This window comes from Erwinia tasmaniensis Et1/99 (genome assembly GCF_000026185.1).
GTDB lineage: Bacteria > Pseudomonadota > Gammaproteobacteria > Enterobacterales > Enterobacteriaceae > Erwinia > Erwinia tasmaniensis.
Genome location: NC_010694.1, coordinates 3,386,091 through 3,409,007, shown reverse-complemented (window position 1 = coordinate 3,409,007; position 22,917 = coordinate 3,386,091). Strand labels below are relative to the sequence as shown.

Here is a 22,917-nt window from a genome sequence, read left to right as displayed (position 1 = left end):
AATATTAATGGGTCAGACAATCAGTCAAAAAATACTTGCCCGTGCCAGCGGGCGAAAATGTGTTACGCCGGGGGAAATCGTTTGGGCAAAAGTTGATATATTAATGTCGCACGACCCCTGTACGCCGGGCGTTGCCAGCGTGTTTAAGAAAGAGTTCGGCGCACGGGCAAAAGTCTGGGATGCTGAACGCTTTATTATGATCCCCGATCACTTTGTTTATTCCGCCGACCCACAGGCGAATCAGAATATTCGCGTGATGCGTGAATTTGCCCGCGAACAGCAGATTAAATACTTCTACGATGTCGGTACGCCGGACTATAAGGGCGTTTGTCATATTGGCCTGGCGGAAGGCGGGCACACGAGGCCGGGAGAAGTTCTGCTGGGAACGGATTCGCATACCGTCACCGCAGGGGCATTTGGCTGCTTCGCCATTGGCCTGGGGATCACCGATGCCGCCTACGCGTTAGGGAGTGGAGAGATCCCGCTGAAAGTCCCCACCACGATCCGCGTGAACTACCACGGCGTGATGCCCGCGTATTTACAGGCTAAAGATCTGATCCTCGGCCTGCTGGCCAGGCTAACGGTGGATGGGGCCACCTATGAAGCCATTGAATTTGGCGGCAGCGTCATTGATGCCATGTCGGTTGAGGAGCGCATGACGATATGCAATATGGTGGTGGAGTGCGGGGCGAAAAACGGCATCATGGTGCCGAATCAGGCCACGCTGGACTATCTTGCCACGCGCACCGATATCCCGTTTAGCGTGGTGGAACCTGACGCGGACGCCCGTTACAGCCAGGTGCTGGACATTAATGTGACGGAGATGCAGCCGCTGGTGGCTAAACCGCATTCGCCGGATAACGTGGTGGCCATCGATACGCTGAAGAACGTGGCGATTTCACAGGCGTATATCGGTTCCTGTACCGGCGGTAAGCTGGCTGATTTTATTGCCGCTGCCCGCGTAATCAAAGGGCGCAAAGTCGTGGTTCCGACCTTCGCCGTACCCGCGACAAAAGAGGTCTTTCACGGTTTAATCAGCACCGATATTGACGGTCAGTCGGTGTACCGCATCCTGTGTGATGCGGGCGTGCAGCTGTCGTCCGAATCCGGCTGCGCGGCGTGCTGCGGCGGCCCGGCCGATACTTTTGGCCGCGTCAACCAGCCGATCTCGGTGATCTCCACCACCAACCGCAACTTTGTCGGGCGTATGGGCCACAAACGGGCCAACATCTATCTTGCTTCCCCTTATGCCGTGGCCGCTGCGGCGGTAACCGGCGAGATAACCCATCCCGGCGCACTGTGCGGAGACGACAAATGAAAGCGATGATCAGCGGGGCGGTGTACGTCCTCGGCGATAATATTGATACCGACCAGATCCTGTCGGCGGAATATCTGAAGGTCAACCCCTCGACGCCGGAGGGCTATGCGCAGCTTGCGCGGCTGGCCATGTGCGGTCTGCCGGAGGGGGCGCTGCCGTTTATCGATCCACAAACCGGACGTTCGGCCTACCCGATTATCGTGGCGGGGAAAAACTTTGGCTGCGGCTCTTCGCGCGAGCATGCGGTTGTGGCGCTGGGGGCGGCCGGGGTTCAGGCGGTCATCGCGCAGTCGTATGCGCGCATCTTTTTCCGCAACTGTGTTGCCACCGGGGAGCTGCTGCCGGTCGCTGCCGCTGAACCCTTATGTCAGCGTCTGCGTACCGGCGATCGGGTCAGCATTGATATCGGCAAGCAGACGATCACGCTGCTGGAAAGCGGCGAGCGGCTGATGACCGACCCGCTGGGGGAGCTGGCGAATATGGTTGCCGCCGGCGGACTGTTCGCCTGGGCCCGCGCCAGCGGGCGTATCAACGTTAGCGCGTAACTATTTTGCCGAAACTGCCAGTGCGCCCCCGGCAAAAACGAACAGGCTGCCGGTAGAGCGGTTAAGGATGCGCAGACGGCGAGCGTCAGAAAAGACGCCCGACAGCCGACGGCCCGCGCAGGCGTAGCTGAACATAATGCCGCCATCCAGCACCGCCCAGGTCACAGCCAGCGTGGCAAACTGCGCGGCGTGCGGATGGCTGGCATCGATAAAGTTCGGGAACAGCGCGGCAAAGAACAGCAGATCTTTCGGGTTACTGATGCCCACCGTGAAACCTTTGCGGAACAGGCGCATGGCTCCCGGCGCATCTTCAAGTTCAGACGCGTTAATCTGAGCCGGTTCGCTGTTGTCGCGCCATGCGGCGATGCCCAGCCAAATCAGATAGGCGGCACCCACGATTTTCAACACCATAAAGGCGGTGGTTGAAGCGGCAAGAATAGCCCCCAGACCCAGCGCCGAGGCGGTCATCAGTATCATGGCGGCCAGCACGCCGCCGCCGACGGTTGCCAGCGCCTGCTTACGACCGTAACGCAGACCGTGCGTCATATTGATCAGCGCTGAGGGGCCGGGAATGGCGATCAGCGCGGCGATCACGCCGGTATAGGCCAGCCAAAGTTCAAGCGTCATTAATATCATCCTTTCAGGTTACGTGCCTATGCCTGGGCGTGGTAGAGGGGGTCTGTCCTGTTCACGAAGTGACCGTGGCGCGCCAGTGTATTTTCCCGGCACTGAGAAGTAAATCACAGTCAGAAAATATTCCCGCTGAAGGCGGGTTAGGGCGGGCGTACAGGAGTGATTTTACGCCATCCCCGGCCTGGCGTCGCCGCTTTTCCCTGGAAGAAGAAGCGGCAAAGATCCGCATTACCGGCCGTGACATTGCCGCTGGCACGCGCCACCACGGAAAAAGGCAGGTGTCACCGCGCTAATTCACGATTAGCCTTAAGAAATAGCGACAAGAACGCGGAAAAAGTTGTTTTCGTTATGTGCCAGCGATGCAGGGATAAATGGTGGTATTAACGCCCTTAACGAATAACGTCAGGCGAATAGATTAAATAGATTTCTTAATATGCGCGCTGATGAATAAATATTTCATTGTTGAATGTAATAGTAAAATTCAGATTTATTTCTGACGGTGTAAAATATCTTTTACTGGGAATTATCCTGGTGTCTGGTTGCATCATCTAATGACGGGACTATAATTAGTAGCATCAATTTTTTATTCACCAGACAAATTTGCCGCAGGCTGGGCATCAGGAGGTTTTTATCACTTTCAACCAAAATGAAGCGATGATTAACACTAACCCTGTTGAATTTGAAGCCTGGCATGATGATTATATCACAGGGCCTGAAGACGTGGGTGAGCCTCACCCGGAGCGGATCCACGGGCTGCCGGCTTCAGACATTCTCACCCCCTCCGAACGCTATCAGGAGCTGTTTACTGCGGTGCAGATGTCGCGCATTTTTAGCGACAGCAAAACCTTTGCCGACTGCGCGCCAAAAACGGACCCGGAACCTATTCTGTTTCGCTACTATTTGAAGCGTGAACAGGAAGATTTTAACCTGCTGGAATTCGTTCTGGAAAATTTCGATCTGCCAGACGTGCATGACAGCCGCTATGTTGCCGATCCAAATCATACCATGGCAGAACATATCGATGGCCTGTGGCCGGTGCTGACTCGCCAGCCGGAAAAACATCGTAAGTTCTCCTCACTGCTGCCGCTGCCGAAGCCTTACGTCGTGCCCGGCGGGCGTTTTAGCGAAGTCTATTATTGGGACTCTTATTTTAGCATGCTCGGCTTCGCCGCCGCGGGGCGTTGCGATCTGATGCGCAGCATGGCGGATAATTTCGCGTGGATGATCGATAAATATGGTCATATCCCGAACGGCAACCGCACCTACTACCTCAGCCGTTCGCAGCCCCCGGTATTTGCCATGATGGTAGAGCTGTTTGAAAAGAATGACGTACATGAAGCGCAACACTATCTGCCGCAGCTGAAAAGCGAATACGCTTTCTGGATGGACGGACAGGAAACCCTGGCGCCAAACCGCGCGCATCGTCATGTGGTTATGCTGAGCGATGGGTCGGTGCTAAACCGCTACTGGGACGATCGCGACACGCCGCGCGACGAGTCATATCGTGAGGATGTGGAAACGGCAGGTCAATCTTCGCGCCCGTCGAGCGAGGTCTACCGCGATCTGCGCGCCGGAGCGGCATCGGGCTGGGACTATACCTCGCGCTGGTTAAGTGAGCCTGGCCGTCTGGAAAGTATTCAAACCACCAGCATTGTGCCCGTTGACCTTAATGCGCTTCTCTACAAGCTGGAAACCACGATTGCTCGTCTTTCGGCCAGCAGGGGAGAGCAGGCAACGGCCGAACGTTTTCAGCAGCTGGCGCTGCGGCGTCGTGAGGCCGTTGATCGCTATTTGTGGGATGTGCAGGCGGGTCTGTATCGTGACTACAACTGGCGCGAAGGCGAGCAGGCAACCTTCTCCGCCGCCGCCGTCACGCCGGTGTATGTCGGCATGGCCAGTCTCGACCAGGCCAACCGTACGGCCAAAGCGGTGCGCGACCATCTGTTGGCCCCGGGCGGCATACTGTGCAGCATGAGTGTGACCGGCGAGCAGTGGGACAGTCCGAACGGTTGGGCTCCCGTGCAGTGGATGGCAATCAAAGGTTTCCACAGCTACGGCGACGAGCTGCTGGCGCAGGAGATTGCCTCCCGCTGGCTGCATACCGTCAATAGCACCTGGCAGCAGCACCACAAGATGGTAGAGAAGTATAATATCAGCGGAGAGGCTGCGCTGCTGGGCGGCGGCGGGGAATATCCGTTACAGGATGGCTTCGGCTGGACCAACGGCGTTACGCGCCGCCTGCTGGAGATGTACCCCCAGCTATAATCCCGCCGGGGCGGCCTTAGACTATTTCTGCCGTATCAACGACACACAAAAAAAGAATCTGGCGGCAAAGCCAGATTCTTTTTTTTGTTCTCGCCGTAGCGGGTAACAACCGCGAGAACGTCATCACAAGCACCTTCCAGCAGTCGTGATAGTAGTCTGTTATGTGAGCAGGGTCAAGATAAGACCGGTAATGAATTATCACGAAAGGTATTATAATGGCGCGATTGTTGGAATGGGGCGTCCTTCTCCGGGTGGGCAGGGTCAGGTTTTACTCCCGGCGGGAAACAGGTGGTGCTGTCCGGTTTGCCTCCACCTGAGGAGTGGCACAAGCACCTTCCAGCAGTCGGTGCATCGTCGCAAGGGGAAATGGAAAGGCACTTGCAGCGCTGTGCATACTCGCTCACAAGGAGCGTGCCGAGTGATAATCGCAGAAGCTGTTCTGCTGGCGCTGAATATCTTTCTCGCTTGCCTGCACATTATCGTTGCCTTACGGCAACTGACCGGTAACCGCTAAGGATGCTGGGACTCTGAACGAAGGCGAAGCAACCACTTCGCCTTTTTTCTTGCCGCTACTGCGGGATTGGTTTATTTCTTTGTCTCGCCAAACTTAAGGCCTGTAATAAGATCCCGTTTCCCTCTCTGCAATCTGTGACGAATCTAACACTTAGCCGCCACGCGCGTGGCTATTCTCCCTGTGGCAGTCTTTCGAGATCATTTCAGGAGAGCAGCAATGAGCAACGGCTTTATCAGCGCGGATCATATTCGCGACCGCTTTTCCAAAGCGATGTCGGCAATGTATCAGGCGGAAGTTCCTCAATATGGCACCTTGTTACGGCTGGTGCGTGAGGTCAACGAGCGGGTATTGCCGGAGAGCGGTAGCGGGCAGCCTGCGGCAGAACACTGGCAGCAGGAGGTTAACCGCCAGAGCGTGGAACGTCACGGCGCTATCCGGGTGGGAACGGCACGAGAGCTGGCGACATTACGTCAGCTGTTTGCGGTGATGGGCATGTCTCCGGTGGGCTATTACGATCTTTCGGCCGCCGGCGTGCCGGTACACTCAACCGCTTTTCGCCCGGTGACGGAGCGCGCTTTGCACATCAATCCGTTTCGCATCTTTACCTCATTACTGCGCCTGGAGTTGATTGACGATACCGTTCTGCGCCAGCGGGCAGGTGAGATACTGGATCAACGCGATATTTTCACGCCCCGTCTGCGGGAACTGCTGGTGATTTGGCAGCAGCAGGGGGGGCTGAAAGAGGAGGAAGCCGATGATTTTGTGCGCCAGGCGCTGGAAACTTTTCGCTGGCACCGGCAGGCTTCAGTCGATCTTGAAACCTATCACGCGCTGCTGGCACAGCATCGTCTGATTGCCGACGTGGTCTGTTTTCGCGGGCCGCACATTAACCATCTGACGCCGCGCACGCTGGACATCGACCGCGTTCAGCAGCTGATGCCTGCGTATGGCATTACGCCGAAAGAGACGATTGAAGGCCCGCCCGCCCGCCGTTGCCCGATCCTGCTGCGCCAGACCAGCTTTAAGGCGCTGAACGAGGCCATAGATTTCACTGACCGGCTTCAGGGCATGCACAGCGCCCGCTTCGGTGAAATTGAACAGCGCGGCGTGGCACTGACGCGCAAAGGGCGTGAGCTGTACGATCGCCTGCTGCGTCAGGCGTCGGAGAAAAAGTTTGCCGACAACGCCAGCTATCAGCAGCATCTGGGCAAGATATTTGCCGACTTCCCGGACGACGCGGACGAACTGCGCCGTCAGCAGCTTGCCTGGTATCGCTACCGACGCAATCCGCTGGTGGCCGCCGCGCCGGGGCAGGATCTGGAAAGTCTGATTGCCAGCGGGGCGGTAGTGGCAGAGCCAGTTATCTATGAAGATTTTCTCCCGGTCAGCGCCGCCGGCATTTTCCAGTCTAATCTTGGTGATGACCGGCGTCATGCCACCAGTGGTCATGCCAGCCAGGCCGAATTTGAACGGGCGCTGGGCGCGCCGGTGATGGACGAATTCAGCCTGTACCAGCAGTGCCAGCAGGGATCGCTTGACCGCCTGCAGCTTGACGTCTAAAGATGAAAGGGGGCGCTTTGTGTCAGCACCCGCTCGATCACATTGAGCGCTCCTTCATGATTATTACTCTCGGTATGATAGCGAGCCACCTGCTTTACCGCCGGCTGCGCATTGGCCATGGCGAATCCATAGCCTGCATGCGCCAGCATTTCGATATCGTTGCCGCTGTCGCCCGTTGCCACCACTTCATGGTTGGCAATCTGCCATTTTTTTTGCAGCAGCGACAGGCCGTGCGCCTTGTGCATACCGGGGATAATCAAATCCACAAAGCCAGATCCACTGGAAACCGGCGTCACGATGCCGTCCAGCGCGTGACCAATGTGCTCCATCAGTTCGGGGATTTTTTCATCGGCCAGATTCAGGGAGAATTTAAAGATGCAGTCATCTAAGCGCGCAAAATTCGGGTGCAGTTCCAGCCGGTGATAGTGTTTTGACATCAGCGCCAGCAGCGTATCCGGGGTATCGTTGAGCATATAGGCGCTACGCGGGCCGCAGACGACCGCATGAATATAGGGAATACGTTGCAGAACCGTCAGTACCTGGGCCAGGTGTTCATCGCTTAACCGCGCGCAAAACAGCGTGCTGCCATTATCGACGATGTTTGCCCCATTTTCGGCAACAAAGGCTATTTCTCCGCTTATTTCAGGGAAAAAGCTCAGCAGCTGATAATACTGGTTACCGCTGGCGACCACAAATTTGATATCGCGCTGTTTCATCTGCTGGTACAGCGATAAAAACCGCGCCTTGTTATAGTTCTTATTATCGTCGAGGAAGGTGCCGTCCATATCGACGGCAATCATTCTGATCATTAATGCGGCCCTGAGTCACAAGTAAAAACGATCGCTATCATCGCCCTAACCGTCGGCGCTAAAAAGGGGCTGCTTTCATCGTTGAGTTCCCCTTTTCCCGGCGTGACATGTTACGCGGGTTGCGATCACCGTCGGTGGACGTAGCGGGTTTTTCGCTAAATTCAGCATCATCGGTTACGCTTTACGTTCTGGATATCGACGCAACGGAGCCTTTCATGAGCACTGAATTAAGTAAAAAACCACAGCCCGATGCCGCAGAGCATAATGCTTTCTTCCCCTCGGCTTATTCACTGGATCAGTTCACCAGCCGCGTATCCGACCTGGCAGGGGCGGATTATCCCAACCCATACCGTGGCAACAAAAAGATTCTGGTGATAGCCGCAGACGAACGCTATCTCCCGGTCAGCGGCGACAAGCTGTTCTCAACCGGCAATCATCCGGTTGAAACGTTGCTGCCGATGTACCATCTGCATAAAGCCGGATTTCAGTTTGATATCGCCACGCTTTCCGGCGAAATGGTCAAATTTGAACACTGGGCGATGCCGGTTGATGACAAAGCGATTACCGGATTATTTGATGACTACCTGGCGAGCTTCCGTCAGCCGCTGAAACTGTCTGACGTGGTGAAAAATCTCGGCGCGGACGGTGACTATGCCGGCGTATTTATTCCGGGTGGGCATGGCGCTTTAATCGGCCTGCCGGAAAGTGAAGATGTTGCCGCCGCGATCCGCTGGACCCTGGATCAGGATAAATACCTTATTTCACTCTGTCACGGACCAGCCGCCTTCCTGTCCGTCAGCAAGGGGGAAAACCCGTTAAAAGGCTACGCCGTGTGCGCCTTCCCTGACAGCGCGGATAAGCAGACGCCGGATATCGGCTACATGCCCGGCCACCTTACCTGGTTCTTCGGTGAGCGGCTGAAAGAGATGGGCCTTACCTTGGTCAATAATGATATATCCGGTGCCGTCCATCAGGACCGCAAAGTGTTAACCGGAGACAGTCCGTTTGCCGCCAACGCGCTGGGCAAACTGGCAGCGAATGCCCTTTTGAAAGAGTTCAGCTAGCCGCTAAAGGTTTCGGCCGATCCTGAAGCCGAAAATGACCCGCGCCTGCCAGCGGAGAGACAGCCGATAAACGGGCCGTTTCCTCGCTGGCCGGGGTCGTGTTTAAGATAATGATTTGAAAAGAATTCAGAGGAGTAATTTACCTCCTTCTGCCCTGTGCGACCTATGAATATTCGCTTGGGAATACTCCACGGGCAAATAATCACATTTACATATTTAAATTTATAAATATAATGTCAGCCACATTTTGACCTTAAGAGAAGCGCTTTTATGAAACACAATACTCTTTTTAGTCCGCTGAACATTGGCGATCTGGCCTTGCGTAACCGGATTGCTCTTCCTCCCCTCACGCGTTGCCGCAGCGAACAGCCGGGCAATATTCCGGGTGAGATGATGGTCGAGTATTACCGTCAGCGTACCGGCGCGGGATTTATGGTAACCGAAGGGACCCAAATCGAACCCCGTGGCCAGGGCTATGCCTGGACGCCGGGCATTCACAGTGAGGAGCAGCTCTCCGGCTGGAATAAAGTGACCGATGCCGTACACCAGGAAGGCGGGGTGATATTCTGCCAGTTGTGGCATGTCGGGCGGGTTTCACACAGCGAGCTCCAGCCGGAGAAACGGCCGCCGGTCGCACCCTCCGCGGTAGCCGCAACCGGCGTGCGGGTCTTTATCGAAACCGGACCGGGTGAGGGCATCCTTACCGCCCCGGAAACCCCACGCGCCCTTTCCACGGCAGAAGTGAAAGAGATCGTCGGGCTTTATCGCCAGGCCGCCGTCAATGCGAAAGCAGCGGGTTTTGATGGCGTGGAGCTGCACGCGGCAAATGGCTATCTGATCAACCAGTTTATTTCTCAACATACCAATTTCCGCAGCGACGAATACGGCGGTTCGCTGGCGAACCGGCTGCGCTTTCTGCGGGAAATTGTTGCTGCGGTCAGCGCCGTTTTCGGCAGCCAGCGGGTTGGGGTGCGTTTTGCTCCGCTGTTTACCAGCACCGATGAAGAACGCGTCTATCTCGGCCTGGTGGAAGACGATCCGCATACGACCTACATCGCGGCGGCGAACATGCTCGATGAGATGGCAATCGGCTACCTTTCTATTGCTGAAGCCGACTGGGATAACAGCCCCGATCTGCCCGACGATTTTCGTCGCGAGCTGCGCGCCGCATTTCAGGCGCCGATTATGTATTCCGGCCGCTATACCCGTGAAAAAGCGGAGCATGTTTTCCTGAAGGGCTGGGGGGATTTGTTTGGCTTTGGCAGAACCTTTATCGCCAACCCGGATCTGCCGACCCGGTTACAGCAGGGATTGCCGCTCAATGCTGTTGACGCCTCGTCGCTGTATGGCGGAACGGCTAAAGGGTATACTGACTACCCGGTTTATCGTTCCTGACGTTTGTGAGGCGGCATGTCACCAGAAAACGCCATAAAAATACTGGCTAATCCAACGAGGATGGCGGTACTGAAGTGGCTTAAAAACCCGGCAGAATCCTTTGCCGGATACAGTCAGCTGTATGATTTTGAGCGTTATGGCGTGTGTGCCAGCCTGATCCAGGACAAGGCTGGGTTATCCCAGCCCGCCACGTCACTTTGTCTTAAGGTGCTTTATGAGGCGGGGCTGCTGGAAGCCAGCAAGGTCGGCAAATGGACTTATTATCGTCGCAGCGAGCCGCGCATCCGTGAGATCACCTCGACGGTCACCAGGTGCCTGGACGATCTGTGACCGCTCATGCGCCGGCATACCGTGGCTGAAGAAGTGAAGTGGCCGGTCTCTGGCCACTTCAGTCAGGAATTAGCCCTTTCCGCCCTGGAATGAGGGATACAGCGTCATTCCGCCATCAACGAAAATGGTTTGCCCGGTAATGTATGCAGACTGATCGGAGGCCAGCCAGGCGGCAACATTGGCAACGATCTCTGGTTCAGCGACATATTTCATCGGGATAAGCTCTTCCAGCTCCAGGCGCAGCGCCTCATCGCCCATTTTCTCCTGGTTCATCGGCGTATTGATAGCGCCCGGCCCGATAGCATTAACCCGGATGCCTTTTTCAGCATATTCCAGGGCAAGAGATTGAGTCAGCATGCGCACACCGCCTTTGCTGGCGGCATAGCTGACGAAAGTCGGCCAGGGAATAATCTCGTGTACGGACGAGACGTTAATAATGTTGCCCTTGATGTCGTTTTCTAAAAAGTAGTTAAGCGCGGAGCGGGCGGTGAGAAAATAGCTGGTTAGATTGACGTCAATCACCTTGCGCCAGTCATCCAGGGTTATTTTGTGCGCCGGGCTTTGAATTTCAATTCCGGCATTATTAATCAGCAAATCCAGCTTGCCGAAACGATCTATGGCAGTATGAACGAAGTTATGGGCGATGTTTTCGTCACTGATATCACCACCAAATATGATGGCTTTGCCTGATTTCAGGCCGTTCAACTTATCGGCTAATTCCTGCGCTTCTTCTTTGTTTGAATGGTAATTAATGACGACATTCATCCCTTCTTCAACTAAGCGGGTAACCAGTGCTGCGCCTATTCCTCTGGAGGAGCCCGTTACCGCTGCCACTTTTCCCTGAAGATCTGTAAACATATTTTTTCCCCGAGTGCATTTTTAACTAAAATGAAGCATCACCGTTCTAACAGCCGCTTCATTTGTTATTATCCGATAACGCAACATTCGTCACTGGCAGGCGAAAACGTACGCTTTTTGGCCACCAGAATGACGATGACGCCCGCAATTGTTGCTTCCTGCAAGACAAGGAATGCCCTTAAAAAACTAGCAACAGATCTTTGTATGCGCAAGTTCGTGGCCGCGCTGTGGTGAGATATATCTTAAAACGTATCGGCAGGAGGCTTGGCCTGGCGGGGATCTGAAAGGATGTATCGTGGTCAGGGAACGGCCCGCTAAGAGCCTGTTTCCTGACCACCAAAGCCTGACGTGACGCTGGCTGAATCTGTTATTTGCAGTCGTCCGTTAATTTAACTAGTGCAGTCTGCTGAACGGCCGCGTTATCTGAAGCGAATACAGCAATACCTTTGACCGATTGACCTTTTTTCACCTTGCCCGTGGTGAGCTTTTCATCAACCGTATCCAGCTTAAACTCCTGGTGATCCGGGGCAACCGCTTTCAGACAGAGGGTTGATAAATCGAACTCTTTATCAGCCAGGTTGGCCACCATCACTTCAAAGGTTTTTGTGTAGACATCTTTGCCGGCAATTGACATTGATCCCTTAGAGTGTTCTGTCGCATACACGGCTGCATTATCAGGCACGGCCGCATGCGCGACACTGCAGAAACCCGCTACGGTAACAGACGCCGCCATAATAAAACGCTTCATATTTATTCCCTTTTCTGGTTTGAGATTTTACTTAATGTTCCCGACAGAAACAGCCTGGCGAAATAATACTGTCTTTGCAAACTCAACCCCGATCAGTATAGCCAGTGTTTATCATTTCACAGAAAAGCGCAGCGTGGTTCAGGTGCCGGGGAAACGGCAGGCGTCGTGCCTACAGCACCACGCACATCGGGCGTCCTGAAACCGGGTCCGGGTGGATCTCTGCTCTGATTGAGAAAACCTGTTGCAGCAGCGCGGGAGTCATCACCTGCTCAGGCGTGCCGCTGGCCACCACCTGCCCTGCGGACATCAGAACCAGATAGTCGCAGTAACGGCTGGCCTGATTCAGATCGTGTAACACCGCAACCACGGTTTTTCCCTGCTGCTGTCGTATACGCAGCAGCGACATCAGCTCGATTTGATGATTGATGTCCAGCCAGGTGGTTGGCTCATCAAGCAGCAGCAGCGGCGTGTCCTGCGCCAGCGCCATGGCAAGAAAGGCCCGCTGCCGCTGGCCGCCGGAGAGTTCGCACACCCGTCGGTTAGCCAGCTGGGCGATCTGCGTTTCTTCCATCGCGGACTGAACCAGCTGGCGATCCCGCGTGCCCATGCGGCCAAACAGATTCAGCCACGGACTGCGGCCATAGCCTACCAGCTCCTGCACACTGACGCCTTCCGGTGCTAAATGCTGCTGCGGCAGTAGCGCCAGGCGCTGGCCCAGCTGGCGGGCTGACAACGCGGCCAGATCCTTATCTCCCGACATGACTTTTCCGTGCTGCGGGGTCAGCAGCCGGGCGCAGCAGCGCAGCAGCGTCGATTTACCGCAGCCGTTGGGGCCGAGCAACGCGGTGATACGCCCTGCTGGCAGCGCCAGGGAGAGAGAGTGCAGAACGGATTTATTCGCATATCCGGCGCTCAACTCTTTCAGGATCAGTGGCATCATTAGCGGGTTCTCATTAAAAGCCAGAAAAAGTAGGGCGCACCGATACAGGCCGTCAGTATCCCGGCGGGAAGCTCCAGCGGGGGATGCAGGGTACGCGCCAGCAGGTCGGCCAGCAGCAGCAGCAGGGCGCCCACCAGCATCGCGCCGGGGATCAGCCAGTGATGGCGACCGCCCACCAGGCGGCGGGTAAGATGCGGTGCCAGCAGGCCAATAAAGCTTAGCGGGCCACAGACCGCGACGCTGCCGGCCGCCAGCGCCAGCGCCAGCAGCAGGGTAAGCCGCTGGGTTCTGCGCACGTTAACGCCGAGAGTGGCGGCCTGCTCTTCTCCCAGCACCAGCAGATCCAGCCGACGGCAGAGTAACATACCGAGTGGTAACAGCAGTAACAGCCACGGCAGGGCGACATAAACAAATGCCCAGCCACGGCCCCAAAGACTGCCGGTGAGCCACATCAGCGCCTGATTGATCTCCAGCGGATGTGACAACATTAAATAATCGGTAACGCTGGCATATAACGCGGTTAAGGCCACGCCGAGTAGCGCCAGGCGCAGGGGGGTGCTGCTGCCCGCCGCCAGCCGTAGCACGGCAAACGCCAGCACCGCGCCGATAAAGGCCAGCAGCGGTAGCCACATGACCGGCAGCGCGGGGAACAGCATCAGGGTACCGATCGACATCAGCCCGGCGGCATGATTAACGCCGAGGATCTCCGGTGAAGCCAGCGGATTACGCACCACTCCCTGTACCAGCACGCCGGAGAGCGCCAGCGCGGCCCCGACCAACAGTGCCAGCAGGATGCGCGGCAGGCGGTACTCCATCAGAGCGAAATAGTGACTGTCACCAGGCCGTAACGCCCGCTGAAGGTCGGCGAAGCTCAGCGTTTCACTGCCGTAGCGTACCGAAAGCAGCATCACTATCATTACCAGCGCCAGCAGGATGGTCAGCGTCAGGGCAGGTTTCTTCACGTACGCCTCCTGACCAGCCAGATAAAGCAGGGCGCGCCGATCAGCGCCAGCAGTGCTCCGGCGGGCAGGTCGGCTGGAAAGGCGACCGCGCGCGCCAGCAGGTCGGCCAGCAGCATCAGCAGGGCACCAAACAGCATGGCGATCGGCAGCGCGAGACGCAGATCGTTACCGATCCAGGCGCGAGCCATATGCGGCACCAGCAGGCCAAGAAAGGCCACCGGCCCGGCCACGCTGACACAGCTGCCCACCAGCAGCACCACCAGCAGGTTGACCAGCAGGCGCAGCTGCCCCAGGCGAATACCGAGGGTGCGGGCGCTGTCGTCACTGAGCTGTAACAGATTCAGACGGCTGGCGAACAGCCAGGCCAGCGGGAGCAGCAGGGCGCTGAAGGGCAGCAGCTGCCAGAATTCACGCCAGCGGACATGCGAGACTCCCCCGGCCAGCCAGTGAAGTATGCCCCAGGCATGATCTTCCGCCAGCAGCAGAATGGCGCGCGTCAGCGCCGCGCACAGGGCTGACACCGCCACTCCGCCGAGAATAAGGCGGCTGCGGTCGCCGGCATCCCACCCCCTGCCGAGCAGCATCACAATACCCCAGCTCAGGCCGCCACCCAGCGCCGCCAGCAGCGCGATGCTGTACCCGGACACCCAGCTGGGGTTGAAGGCGCTGGCGATAACCATCGCCAGTGACGCTCCGGCATTGATGCCCAGCAGAGAGGGGGAAGCCAGCGGATTGCGGGTCAGCGTTTGCAGCAGACAGCCCGCTACCGCCAGGCTGGCGCCCAGCAGCATCGCCACCAGGCTACGCGGCAGGCGCAAATTGACCACCAGCGCCTGCGGCAGATCGTTCACTTTGCCCGGCAGCATGGCTGATAGTGCCTGCCAGGGCGCTATCGGCACCTGCGACCAGCTGAACAGTGACAGCCAGAATACCCCGGCCAGCAGGACCAGCGGCAAACTCCAGGCGATAAGCGGTCGGCCGGACATCATTGTGCGGGCGTCAGAGGCCGATGATGAATGATGGCCACCAGGTCTGATGCAATCTGCTCGGCGGCAAATATCCCGCGCATCCGCGCCCAGCTGTTGCTGTCAACCGCCGCCACCTGGTTATGCTGCGCCGCCGTCAGCATCTGCCAAAGTGGGTCCTGCTGCCAGTCGCGTATGATGCTTTGCTGCCGGTAGTGGGCCACGATCAGCCAGTCAGGGTTGATCGCCAGCAGCTGCTCAAGGCTGATATTGGAGAGTTCTGCCTGATTGATCGGCGCAGACACCGCCATGCCCAGCGCCGTCAGCACGCTGCCGGTATAGGATGCGCTGCTGTGCAGGTTGAACTGCTGTTCGCGCGAGGTGCCAAACACCACCTTCACCCCCTTGGGCAGCTGGCTGGAAAATTGCTCCATCCGCTGGTGGTGCAGGGCCAGGCGCTGCTGCATTTCCGTGTCTTTTCCCAGCACTTTGCCTATTATCGCCGCCGATTGCAGGTTTTCTGCGTAAGTTTCATTGCGTGATTTCAGCATCAGGGTCGGAGCAATGCTGGACAGCTGGCGATAAATGCCCTGGTGGCGTGCGCTGTCGGCAATAATCAGATCCGGTTTTAACGCGGCAATCGTTTCCAGTGAGGGCTGGGCGCGGGTGCCGACCGATTGCCACGGCTTAAGATGTTCGCGTACGGCAGGCAGAACGCGTTTCGGGTCATTGTCGTCCGCTACGCCCGTCGGACTGACGCCGACGGCGGCCAGCGCATCGACAAAGGAGAGTTCCAGCACCACAACGCGGGCCGGTGGATGTTCGAGAGTAAAGCTTCCGTTACTGTCCTGAACGGTCACCGCCTGCGCGATGGAAAGCCCCGGCAGCAGAACGCTAAGCAGGACGAGGATAAAACGTGTCAACATGATCCCTCCAGGTGATAAAAACAGCAAAGCGGGCCGCCAGAGGCAGCCCGCAAGCACGTAAGATATCAGAACTTCAGTGAGCCTTGCAGGTAAACCGTGCGCGGCTGCCCGGCATAGATCCCTTTGTTGTTGTCGTCGTAGGCGCGGGTGAAGTACTCATGGTCGAAGAGGTTTTTCACGCCAACGGCCATATTCAGGTTGGCATACTGCGGCCCGAAATCGTAGTTAGCGCGTGCGCCCCACAGCATAAAGCCCGGAATGCGGCCGGTACTGCCATCGGCGCTTTCCTTAACGGTATTGGCGTTGTCGGCGAACTGCGACGACTGGTATTCACCGTTAAGATTAAGGGTCCAGCTGCCGGTGCGATAATCCATGCCCACCGTGCCTTTGTGTTTCGGTGAGAACGGCACCTGGTTGCCGTGGTAGTCGCCCTGTTCGCGGATAACCGCATTGACGTAGGCATAGCTGGCTGAAACCGACAGGTTCTCAAGCGCTGGGGAGAAATCTCCAAGATCGTAGCGCACCTTGCTCTCCAGCCCGGTATGACGGGTTTTTCCGCGTGCCGTCACGCTGTCGGTGACCTGATTGGAGTCATACTGGTTGCTGAAGTTGATTAAGAACAGCCCGGCTTCGGCCTGAAGTACCTGATTATCAAATCGGGTACCCAGTTCCCAGGTACGTGCTTTTTCCGGCTCCACGCTGCCGCTGCTGACCGCTTTACCTATCTGGCTGTACTGCACGGTGCCGAAGGAGCCTTCGGTATTGGCATACAGATTCCATTCGTCATTCAGATGGTAGAGCACGTTGAGCGCGGGCAGCGGGGCGTTGTAGCCAATTTCCTGCTTTTCACCCTTAATAAAGTTGTTCTGGTAAGACTGAATATGCTCATAGCGCATGCCTGGCGTCAGCGTCCAGTTGCCCACGTCGATACGGTCGTCAATGTACCAGGCGTGAGCCTCGGTGCCGGACTGCGTATCACGATCGTACGGGCTGTTGCCGGTTGGCAATCTGCCGCTGCTGGCCTTACTGGTATAGCGCAGCTCGTGGGTAGACTCACTGACATAGCGGTAACCGACGCCGACCTCGTGAGCGGTTTCTCCCCAGGTGAAGCTCTGACTGTAGCGCGGTTCGACGCCACGCACCCAGTATTCGCGCGGTGAAAGGGTCAGGTTTTTGCCCTGATCCAGATACCCGCTGCGTAACGTGTTGGTGTAGAAAGTCAGAATATTGAATTTGTGCTGGGTATCAGGCTGGAACTGATAGCCAAAACTGGCCAGCTGGCGACGGCCCCAGAACTCATCATAAGGGCGGGTTGACTGGAAGCGGTCGGCATCATATTTCGCCCGCGACAGGCCACCCGGCATCTGCGCACGACCTTCATAATACTGCAGTAAGCTGCTGAAGGTGTGCACCTCGTTCGGCGCGTAGCGGGTTTTCAGCATCACATCATCGATTTTTGTCGAGCTGTGTTCGCGCCAGTCGCTGCCGCGTGTGCCGGAGTAAAGCAGCGCAGCGCCGAGACCGTTGTCAGCGGTGCCACCAATCAGCAGGTTGCCGCTGCCTTTGGGATCGTTCTGGCTGGAAGGAGGGGACAGTAACCCCTCCATCCCCGCCTCAATCGCAAAATCCTTCGGGATGGCGCGGGTGACAAAATTGACCACGCCGCCAACGCTTTGCGGCCCATAGCGTACCGCGCCGCCGCCGCGCACCACGTCTATCGCTTCCATATTGCCTAATGACACCGGGGCAAGGGACAGCTGTGGCTGGCCGTATGGCGCAAACGGCACCGGAATACCGTCCATCAGAACGGTAGAGCGGCTGGCAAGACGCGGGTTCAGGCCGCGAATACCAAAGTTCATTGCCATATCATGGCTGCCGGTACCGTTATTTTCCGGCGCGTTTACGCCGGGAATGCGGTTTAGCGCCTCACGCGCGTTAGTGGCACCGGTTTTGATAAAATCTTCCCGGCGCAGCACGTCGCGTGCACCGGCATGCTCGAAGACATCGTTTTCCCGCGCATCGGCCAGCCAGTCGCCCACTACCGTCAGCGTATCAGTATCGGTGGCGGCCGGCAGCTTCTCCAGCGTAAACGCATTGTTTCCCAGTGATTTCGCCTGTAGCCCACTGCCACTAAGCAGGGCGTTCAGTCCCTGGTCGATCGGGTAGTTACCGTTCAAGCCTGGGCTGGTTTTGCCCTGGGTGACAGAGGCATCGACCGAAAGGGCGATGCCGGAGGCGGTGGCAAACTGATTGAGCGCACTGTCCAGATCGCCGGGCGCGATCCGGTAGTTGGCCACCGCGTTCTGGCTCACCGCCGCCGCCAGGGCCGGGGTAAACAGGACGGGCAGTACAAATGTGCAGTGCATAGCCAAAGCCAAAGGTGCTGTTTTGTTAAAAACGCGCGGCAGACGTGCGCGGGAATCAGACATGACGATCTCCATTTACAGGATGTTTATGTTCTCTGTCTAAGAAGTCGAATGAGGAGGTGAAAAGGGATAATCGCAATGAGAACTTTTATCATTTTTATTTATTTTTTTTGCTGACGCGAACCCAGTAACGACTAAAGGTGTGGATTTGGATAGGTAACGTCTGGGCTAAAACCGCCAGCAGGCGGTCGGTATCCTGCAACGGCCAGGTTCCGCTAACGCGCAGGTCAGCCGCATCATCAGCACAATCCAACCGTCCGGGACGATAGCGGCCCACCTCGTCGAGTACCTCGGCCAGCCGACGGTTGCTGACGCTCAGTACCCCCTGGGTCCAGCTAAAGCTGGTGTCATTCAGCGGCTTTACCGGTTCGAAATGATGCTGGCTAAAGCGCAGCATCTGCCCCTGATCCACCCTGTATGGTTCGCTGGGGCGGTCGTTTAACGTCACTTCCACCGCGTGCTGTTGCACCGCCAGCCCGCTCATTTCTTCCCACTGACGCACGCTAAACTCGGTACCCAGCGCGCGCAGCATGCCCTGGCCGGTGGCGACCAGAAATGGCCGGGCCTGTGCATCGGGGGCGGTGGTAATGGCAATTTCGCCCTGCATTAAACGGATCAGCCGCTGGCTGTTGCTGTAACTCACCTGCACGGCGCTGGCGGTGTTGAGCATCAGCGTTGACCCGTCCTGTAGCGTCAGGCGCAGCGTTTCACCGGTCGTGGTGTGATAGTCAGCGCGCAGGCCAACCGCGGTTGGGGAACGCCACAGCTGCCAGCTGCCGCCGACGCCCAGCAGTAGCAGCATGCTTTTCAGCACACGCCGCCGGGTCTGCTGAGCGTGCAGATGCGCCTGATTCAATGCGCGGTAACCTATATCTTCCGGCATTTTTTGCAGCTGGCTTTGCAGAGATTCTACCCGCTGCCAGGCCCAGCGATGCACTTCATGCTGCTGATGCCACTGCTGCCAGCGGGCATGCTGCTGTGACGTGGCGTCACCGGCGCACAGGGTGGCAAACCAGCTGGCCGCCATTTTCAGCGCCTGACGCTGCTGTTCAGTGATCCTGGCGCTCATTATTCCAGCTCTTGCAGCAGACGGAACAGCAGGCAGTGTTCCGTCGCTTTCGCCATATATTTTTTCACCGAACTCACCGACACGCCCAGCTGCACGGCTATCTGCGCGTAGGTCAGCCCCTCCAGCTGGGAGAGTAAAAAGGCGCAGCGTACCTTGTCACCCAACCCGTTGAGCATGGCGTCAATCTGTTGCAGGGTTTCCAGCAGCAGGTGCTGTATTTCCGGTGACGGCAGCTGCTGTTCCGGCAGCTTCTCCAGAACGTCTTTCCACGCCTGCTCCAACGCATTGCGGCGCCAGAAGTCCACCATCACCCGCCGGGCCAGGGTGCAGAGAAACGATTTAGGTTCACGGATCTCCGTGGCGCTGCCGCCAAGCAGCACGCGCATAAAGGTATCCTGTGCCAGGTCTTCCGCGTCCGATGTCGAGCCGAGCTTATGCTGTAGCCATGACTTCAGCCAGCGGTGGTGCGTCTGGTAGAGTGTGGAAAAGCTGTCTACAGGGGGCTGCATCACACTGGTTGACATAGGAGGTTACACTTTATGGCGGAAAATTTACCAACCGAGGATAAATGATAATGGTTTTCATTTCAATTGGGTTGGAGAGCCACTTTCCAGCGTTGTCCGATGCCGGGCATGCCCGGTATGATTGGCTTAAAATCCTTAATCAATAATGGAATGATTTGCAATGCACGAAGCTCACTCTTGGCTTTCAAATCTGCTGGCAATCTTGATGGCCCCCCTGACGATCTGGTTTCTTTATTATTGGTGTCGCGGCGATAAGGCGTCCGATCTTGAAAATGAAGGCATGAAAAAAATATCCACCAGGCCATTTTTCTTCAGTAGCCTGGGTATTTACAGCGACGATTATTTTTTCGATGACGAATCTCTCATTCAGGTACGAAAAAAAAAGGAAATTCTTAAGGTTGCACTGTTCGATATCGTCAGAGTCAGGCCGGAAAACACCAGAATAAACAATCGAAGAGTGTGGTCAGTACGTTACCGCCTACAGGGGGCAGAAAAAGAGATAAGGCTGATTCATAACCTGACGTTTTTTAATCGTCACTTCCTTGATTTCCTTGCCGCCGTGAAAAAGGCGAGTCCGGGCGTTGAAGTCAAAGATACCGGTCTTTTCCGCTTTTGATTATGGCTAAACGGCGCATGTGTCGAGGCGTGAAAACCACCGTCCCCTTTATTTTCCCGGCTTCACGTCGGCGCTGAATGCAGAAAACCGCTGATTACCCTTGGTTTTTACATCCCTATTATTATTTAAGATAAATAATCTTATCGCTTGAAAAACGATACAAAAAAAGATAATAATTCTCATTTACATAGCGAAATTGGTTACATTCCGATTGCGCGTGCCTTTCTGCTCTGGATCCATCCGCGAAACAAGAGTAACGAGTCCAATTTTTGTAAGGGAATTGAAATGAGAATGCCTTTCAGCCTCAAGCGTTCTGTGCTGCTCTGCGGCATAGCACTTGCTACGCCGGGTATCAGCTATGCTGCAGACACGCTGGTGGTTACCGCGAAACCTGAAGAAACCTCCAGCACACCGACTGAAGGCTATACGGCGAAGGTCAGCAATGGCGCGACCAAGACGGATCGCCCGCTGATCACGACCGGGCAGTCAATTTCCGTGGTCACTCGTCAGCAGATGGAAGATCAGGGGGCGATGGACGTCAACCAGGCGCTGAACTATACCGCCGGAGCCTTCACCAATTTCGCCGGCGCGGCCACGCGTTATGATACGGTTTCGCTGCGCGGGTTCCACGGCGGTGACGTCGACAACATATTCCTCGATGGCCTGCGCCTGATGAGCGATCCGGGCAGCTACAATGTGTTGCAGGTCGATCCCTGGTTCCTCGACCGGATCGACGTGATCAAAGGCCCTTCGTCCGCTTTGTATGGTCAGACCGTACCGGGTGGGCTGGTAATGGAAACCTCTAAACGTCCGCAGTTTACCCCGGAAGGCCATTTCCGCCTCACGGGCGGCAGCAATAACACCAGCGGTGCCGCGTTTGATTATACCAATGCGATTAACGATCAATGGGCGTTTCGCCTGACGGGTATTACGCGTAACAGTGATACCCAGTACGATCATACCCGCGAAGAGAAATACGCGATTTCCCCGTCTCTGCTGTGGCAGCCGGACGAGGATACGTCACTGCTGCTGCGAGCCTACCTGCAAAAAGATCCTTCCGGCGGTTACCACAGTGCGGTGCCGGGTGAGGGCAGCATTACCGCGCACGACGGCAGAAAGCTGAGTACCGGCTTTTATGACGGCGACAGCTCGCTGGATCAATTCAAGCGCCGGGAGCAAATTTATAGCGCTCAATTCTCCCATCGCTTTAACGAGACCTGGGCGGTTCGCTCCAACGCCAGCTATTCGCACTCTAACGTCGATCTTGATCAGGTGTATCAGATTGGCTGGGACAAAAAGAACCCCGATCTGTTGAATCGTTACTATTCAGGATCGCGATCGTCGCTGGATACCTTTGCTATCGATAACCAGCTGGAGGCCGATTTCGCCACCGCTGAAGTGGGTCACAAAGTGGTGCTGGGGGCCGAATATCACCAGTACAAAAACGACCTGAGTGATGCCAGTGGTATTGCCAGCCAGCTCAATGCCCTCACCGGCCAGGCGGTTGGCAATAATGGCAATTATACCTTCGAAAGGTCGCAGCGCCGTTACTACCAGACCGGGGTTTATCTACAGGACGAAATGACGTGGGATAAATGGCACCTGGATCTCTCCGGGCGCTACGATCGCATCGTTTCCCAGACCGATAACATTGATGCAGGGACCAAATTCCGTCGTCAGGACGATCACATCGGCGGCCGCGCGGCCCTGCTGTATGCGTTTGACAACGGTATTTCCCCTTATGCCAGCTACAGCCAGGCGATTACGCCGCAGTCTCTTCCAGGACAGGATGGCAATGTGCTGAAACCGACCACCTCTGAGCAGTACGAGGCCGGGGTGAAATATCAGCCTGTCGGCACTTCAGACCTGTATTCCGTCGCCGTCTACGATCTGACGCAGAAAGATGTCGGTAACCGTGTTGTTGTCGGTTCTTATTATGATCCTGCCGGAAAAGTACATTCACAGGGTATTGAGCTGGAAGCGCATAATCAGCTGACGCCACGGCTTAGCACTATTGCGAACTACACGCTGAACCGCGTGCGCTATAAGGATGCCATTGACGGTAACGATGGCCATACGCCTTACGTGACGCCAAACTCGATGGCCTCAGTCTGGGCGAAATACCAGTTTGACTATGGCCTTAGCGTAGGGACCGGGGTGCGTTACATCGGTAAGCAGTGGGCGGATAATGCCAACACCACGCGGCTGGCGTCGGTGACGCTACTGGACGCTTCGGTGCGCGCCGATCTGGGCGCATGGAACAGCAGCCTGAAAGGGGCCTTTGTGCAGGTGAATGCCAATAACCTGACCGGCCGTGACTACGTTGCTGCCTGCTATGGCACCGGGTACTGCTACTGGGGTGCTGAACGTACGGTGATGGCTACCGTCGGTTACGATTTCTAACCCGCGCTTTCTACGCGCAAAAAAGCACGAGCGTTTAAGCGGTCGTG

Annotated in this window: 21 protein-coding genes; 10 read left to right on the top strand and 11 right to left on the bottom strand. The window is 56.5% G+C overall.

Translation table 11 applies throughout. The annotated features are described in order from the left end of the window. Positions 1-7 precede the first annotated feature (7 nt). Both ETA_RS16455 and ETA_RS16450 read left to right on the top strand, forming a co-directional pair. Positions 8-1,318, top strand: coding sequence for a 3-isopropylmalate dehydratase large subunit (locus ETA_RS16455; RefSeq protein ID WP_012442749.1), 1,311 nt, complete (start codon positions 8-10; stop codon positions 1,316-1,318). Continuing rightward, a complete protein-coding gene (locus tag ETA_RS16450; RefSeq protein ID WP_012442748.1) occupies positions 1,315-1,863 on the top strand; it encodes a LeuD/DmdB family oxidoreductase small subunit in 549 nt (182 codons plus the stop codon). Before ETA_RS16455 ends, ETA_RS16450 begins: the two co-directional genes overlap by 4 nt. On the opposite strand, the gene ETA_RS16445 is transcribed toward ETA_RS16450, so the two are convergent. Then, complete coding sequence (locus ETA_RS16445; RefSeq protein WP_012442747.1) at positions 1,864-2,490, bottom strand: LysE family translocator; 627 nt, start codon at positions 2,488-2,490, stop codon at positions 1,864-1,866. A 74-nt stretch (positions 2,491-2,564) separates the two neighbouring features. On the opposite strand from ETA_RS16445, the gene ETA_RS16440 reads away from it, so the two are divergent. The 3 genes from ETA_RS16440 to hglS all read left to right on the top strand — a co-directional run bounded on the left by ETA_RS16440 (position 2,565) and on the right by hglS (position 6,835). Continuing rightward, positions 2,565-2,789 carry a hypothetical protein gene (locus ETA_RS16440; RefSeq protein WP_157861821.1) on the top strand — a complete coding sequence of 75 codons (225 nt, stop codon included), beginning with the start codon at positions 2,565-2,567 and terminating at the stop codon, positions 2,787-2,789. Positions 2,790-3,096: 307 nt separating this feature from the next. Beyond that, positions 3,097-4,761, top strand: a complete 1,665-nt coding sequence (locus tag ETA_RS16435; RefSeq protein WP_012442745.1) for an alpha,alpha-trehalase — start codon at positions 3,097-3,099, stop codon at positions 4,759-4,761. Positions 4,762-5,491: 730 nt separating this feature from the next. Then, complete coding sequence (gene hglS / locus ETA_RS16425) at positions 5,492-6,835, top strand: 2-oxoadipate dioxygenase/decarboxylase HglS (protein WP_012442743.1); 1,344 nt, start codon at positions 5,492-5,494, stop codon at positions 6,833-6,835. Here hglS and ETA_RS16420 read toward each other — a convergent pair. After that, positions 6,832-7,644 carry a Cof-type HAD-IIB family hydrolase gene (locus tag ETA_RS16420; RefSeq protein WP_012442742.1) on the bottom strand — a complete coding sequence of 271 codons (813 nt, stop codon included), beginning with the start codon at positions 7,642-7,644 and terminating at the stop codon, positions 6,832-6,834. The two genes, hglS and ETA_RS16420, sit on opposite strands and share 4 nt — an antisense overlap. A gap of 215 nt (positions 7,645-7,859) precedes the next feature. On the opposite strand from ETA_RS16420, the gene hchA reads away from it, so the two are divergent. From hchA to ETA_RS16405, 3 genes are all read left to right on the top strand, one after another. After that, a complete protein-coding gene (gene hchA, locus ETA_RS16415; RefSeq protein ID WP_012442741.1) occupies positions 7,860-8,708 on the top strand; it encodes a glyoxalase III HchA in 849 nt (282 codons plus the stop codon). Between the two features lie 270 nt (positions 8,709-8,978). Next, positions 8,979-10,103, top strand: coding sequence for an alkene reductase (locus tag ETA_RS16410; RefSeq protein WP_012442740.1), 1,125 nt, complete (start codon positions 8,979-8,981; stop codon positions 10,101-10,103). Between the two features lie 15 nt (positions 10,104-10,118). Then, positions 10,119-10,433 carry an ArsR/SmtB family transcription factor gene (locus ETA_RS16405; RefSeq protein WP_012442739.1) on the top strand — a complete coding sequence of 105 codons (315 nt, stop codon included), beginning with the start codon at positions 10,119-10,121 and terminating at the stop codon, positions 10,431-10,433. Positions 10,434-10,502: 69 nt separating this feature from the next. Here the strand turns inward: ETA_RS16405 and ETA_RS16400 are convergent, their stop codons facing one another. From ETA_RS16400 to fecI, 9 genes are all read right to left on the bottom strand, one after another. Continuing rightward, positions 10,503-11,291 carry a glucose 1-dehydrogenase gene (locus ETA_RS16400; RefSeq protein ID WP_012442738.1) on the bottom strand — a complete coding sequence of 263 codons (789 nt, stop codon included), beginning with the start codon at positions 11,289-11,291 and terminating at the stop codon, positions 10,503-10,505. 367 nt (positions 11,292-11,658) lie between these two features. Next, positions 11,659-12,039, bottom strand: a complete 381-nt coding sequence (locus ETA_RS16395; protein WP_042959174.1) for a DUF4354 family protein — start codon at positions 12,037-12,039, stop codon at positions 11,659-11,661. A gap of 169 nt (positions 12,040-12,208) precedes the next feature. After that, the gene (gene fecE, locus ETA_RS16390) at positions 12,209-12,976 is read right to left on the bottom strand and encodes a Fe(3+) dicitrate ABC transporter ATP-binding protein FecE (RefSeq protein ID WP_012442736.1); all 768 of its coding nucleotides are present in this window, start codon (positions 12,974-12,976) and stop codon (positions 12,209-12,211) included. 2 nt (positions 12,977-12,978) lie between these two features. Then, on the bottom strand, positions 12,979-13,941 hold the full coding sequence (fecD, locus tag ETA_RS16385; RefSeq protein WP_012442735.1) for a Fe(3+) dicitrate ABC transporter permease subunit FecD: 963 nt from the start codon (positions 13,939-13,941) through the stop codon (positions 12,979-12,981). Beyond that, positions 13,938-14,927 carry an iron-dicitrate ABC transporter permease FecC gene (gene fecC, locus ETA_RS16380; RefSeq protein WP_012442734.1) on the bottom strand — a complete coding sequence of 330 codons (990 nt, stop codon included), beginning with the start codon at positions 14,925-14,927 and terminating at the stop codon, positions 13,938-13,940. The genes fecD and fecC overlap by 4 nt, the downstream gene beginning before the upstream one ends. Next, positions 14,927-15,829, bottom strand: coding sequence for a Fe(3+) dicitrate ABC transporter substrate-binding protein FecB (locus tag ETA_RS16375; protein WP_157861853.1), 903 nt, complete (start codon positions 15,827-15,829; stop codon positions 14,927-14,929). Before ETA_RS16375 ends, fecC begins: the two co-directional genes overlap by 1 nt. Positions 15,830-15,897: 68 nt before the next feature. Next, on the bottom strand, positions 15,898-18,261 hold the full coding sequence (gene fecA / locus ETA_RS16370) for a TonB-dependent Fe(3+) dicitrate receptor FecA (RefSeq protein ID WP_042959173.1): 2,364 nt from the start codon (positions 18,259-18,261) through the stop codon (positions 15,898-15,900). Positions 18,262-18,355: 94 nt separating this feature from the next. Then, the gene (gene fecR, locus ETA_RS16365; RefSeq protein ID WP_012442731.1) at positions 18,356-19,327 is read right to left on the bottom strand and encodes a ferric citrate uptake sigma factor regulator FecR; all 972 of its coding nucleotides are present in this window, start codon (positions 19,325-19,327) and stop codon (positions 18,356-18,358) included. Next, positions 19,327-19,851, bottom strand: a complete 525-nt coding sequence (gene fecI / locus ETA_RS16360) for a ferric citrate uptake sigma factor FecI (RefSeq protein ID WP_012442730.1) — start codon at positions 19,849-19,851, stop codon at positions 19,327-19,329. Before fecI ends, fecR begins: the two co-directional genes overlap by 1 nt. Positions 19,852-20,011: 160 nt before the next feature. On the opposite strand from fecI, the gene ETA_RS16355 reads away from it, so the two are divergent. Together ETA_RS16355 and ETA_RS16350 are read left to right on the top strand one after the other, a co-directional pair. Beyond that, positions 20,012-20,467, top strand: coding sequence for a hypothetical protein (locus ETA_RS16355; RefSeq protein WP_012442729.1), 456 nt, complete (start codon positions 20,012-20,014; stop codon positions 20,465-20,467). Positions 20,468-20,752: 285 nt separating this feature from the next. Further along, positions 20,753-22,870, top strand: a complete 2,118-nt coding sequence (locus ETA_RS16350) for a TonB-dependent siderophore receptor (protein ID WP_012442728.1) — start codon at positions 20,753-20,755, stop codon at positions 22,868-22,870. Positions 22,871-22,917: the final 47 nt, after the last annotated feature.

Excerpts from the sequence above, each read along its gene's own strand:
- ETA_RS16420 (WP_012442742.1), bottom strand. The coding sequence starts at position 7,644 with ATGATCAGAATGATTGCCGTCGATATGGACGGCACCTTCCTCGACGAT.
- hchA (WP_012442741.1), top strand. The coding sequence starts at position 7,860 with ATGAGCACTGAATTAAGTAAAAAACCACAGCCCGATGCCGCAGAGCAT.
- fecR (WP_012442731.1), bottom strand. The coding sequence starts at position 19,327 with ATGAGCGCCAGGATCACTGAACAGCAGCGTCAGGCGCTGAAAATGGCG.
- fecE (WP_012442736.1), bottom strand. The coding sequence starts at position 12,976 with ATGCCACTGATCCTGAAAGAGTTGAGCGCCGGATATGCGAATAAATCC.
- fecC (WP_012442734.1), bottom strand. The coding sequence starts at position 14,927 with ATGTCCGGCCGACCGCTTATCGCCTGGAGTTTGCCGCTGGTCCTGCTG.
- ETA_RS16350 (WP_012442728.1), top strand. The coding sequence starts at position 20,753 with ATGAGAATGCCTTTCAGCCTCAAGCGTTCTGTGCTGCTCTGCGGCATA.
- ETA_RS16405 (WP_012442739.1), top strand. The coding sequence starts at position 10,119 with ATGTCACCAGAAAACGCCATAAAAATACTGGCTAATCCAACGAGGATG.
- ETA_RS16395 (WP_042959174.1), bottom strand. The coding sequence starts at position 12,039 with ATGAAGCGTTTTATTATGGCGGCGTCTGTTACCGTAGCGGGTTTCTGC.
- ETA_RS16445 (WP_012442747.1), bottom strand. The coding sequence starts at position 2,490 with ATGACGCTTGAACTTTGGCTGGCCTATACCGGCGTGATCGCCGCGCTG.
- ETA_RS16355 (WP_012442729.1), top strand. The coding sequence starts at position 20,012 with ATGCACGAAGCTCACTCTTGGCTTTCAAATCTGCTGGCAATCTTGATG.
- ETA_RS16410 (WP_012442740.1), top strand. The coding sequence starts at position 8,979 with ATGAAACACAATACTCTTTTTAGTCCGCTGAACATTGGCGATCTGGCC.
- ETA_RS16455 (WP_012442749.1), top strand. The coding sequence starts at position 8 with ATGGGTCAGACAATCAGTCAAAAAATACTTGCCCGTGCCAGCGGGCGA.
- ETA_RS16450 (WP_012442748.1), top strand. The coding sequence starts at position 1,315 with ATGAAAGCGATGATCAGCGGGGCGGTGTACGTCCTCGGCGATAATATT.
- fecI (WP_012442730.1), bottom strand. The coding sequence starts at position 19,851 with ATGTCAACCAGTGTGATGCAGCCCCCTGTAGACAGCTTTTCCACACTC.
- hglS (WP_012442743.1), top strand. The coding sequence starts at position 5,492 with ATGAGCAACGGCTTTATCAGCGCGGATCATATTCGCGACCGCTTTTCC.
- ETA_RS16400 (WP_012442738.1), bottom strand. The coding sequence starts at position 11,291 with ATGTTTACAGATCTTCAGGGAAAAGTGGCAGCGGTAACGGGCTCCTCC.
- fecA (WP_042959173.1), bottom strand. The coding sequence starts at position 18,261 with ATGTCTGATTCCCGCGCACGTCTGCCGCGCGTTTTTAACAAAACAGCA.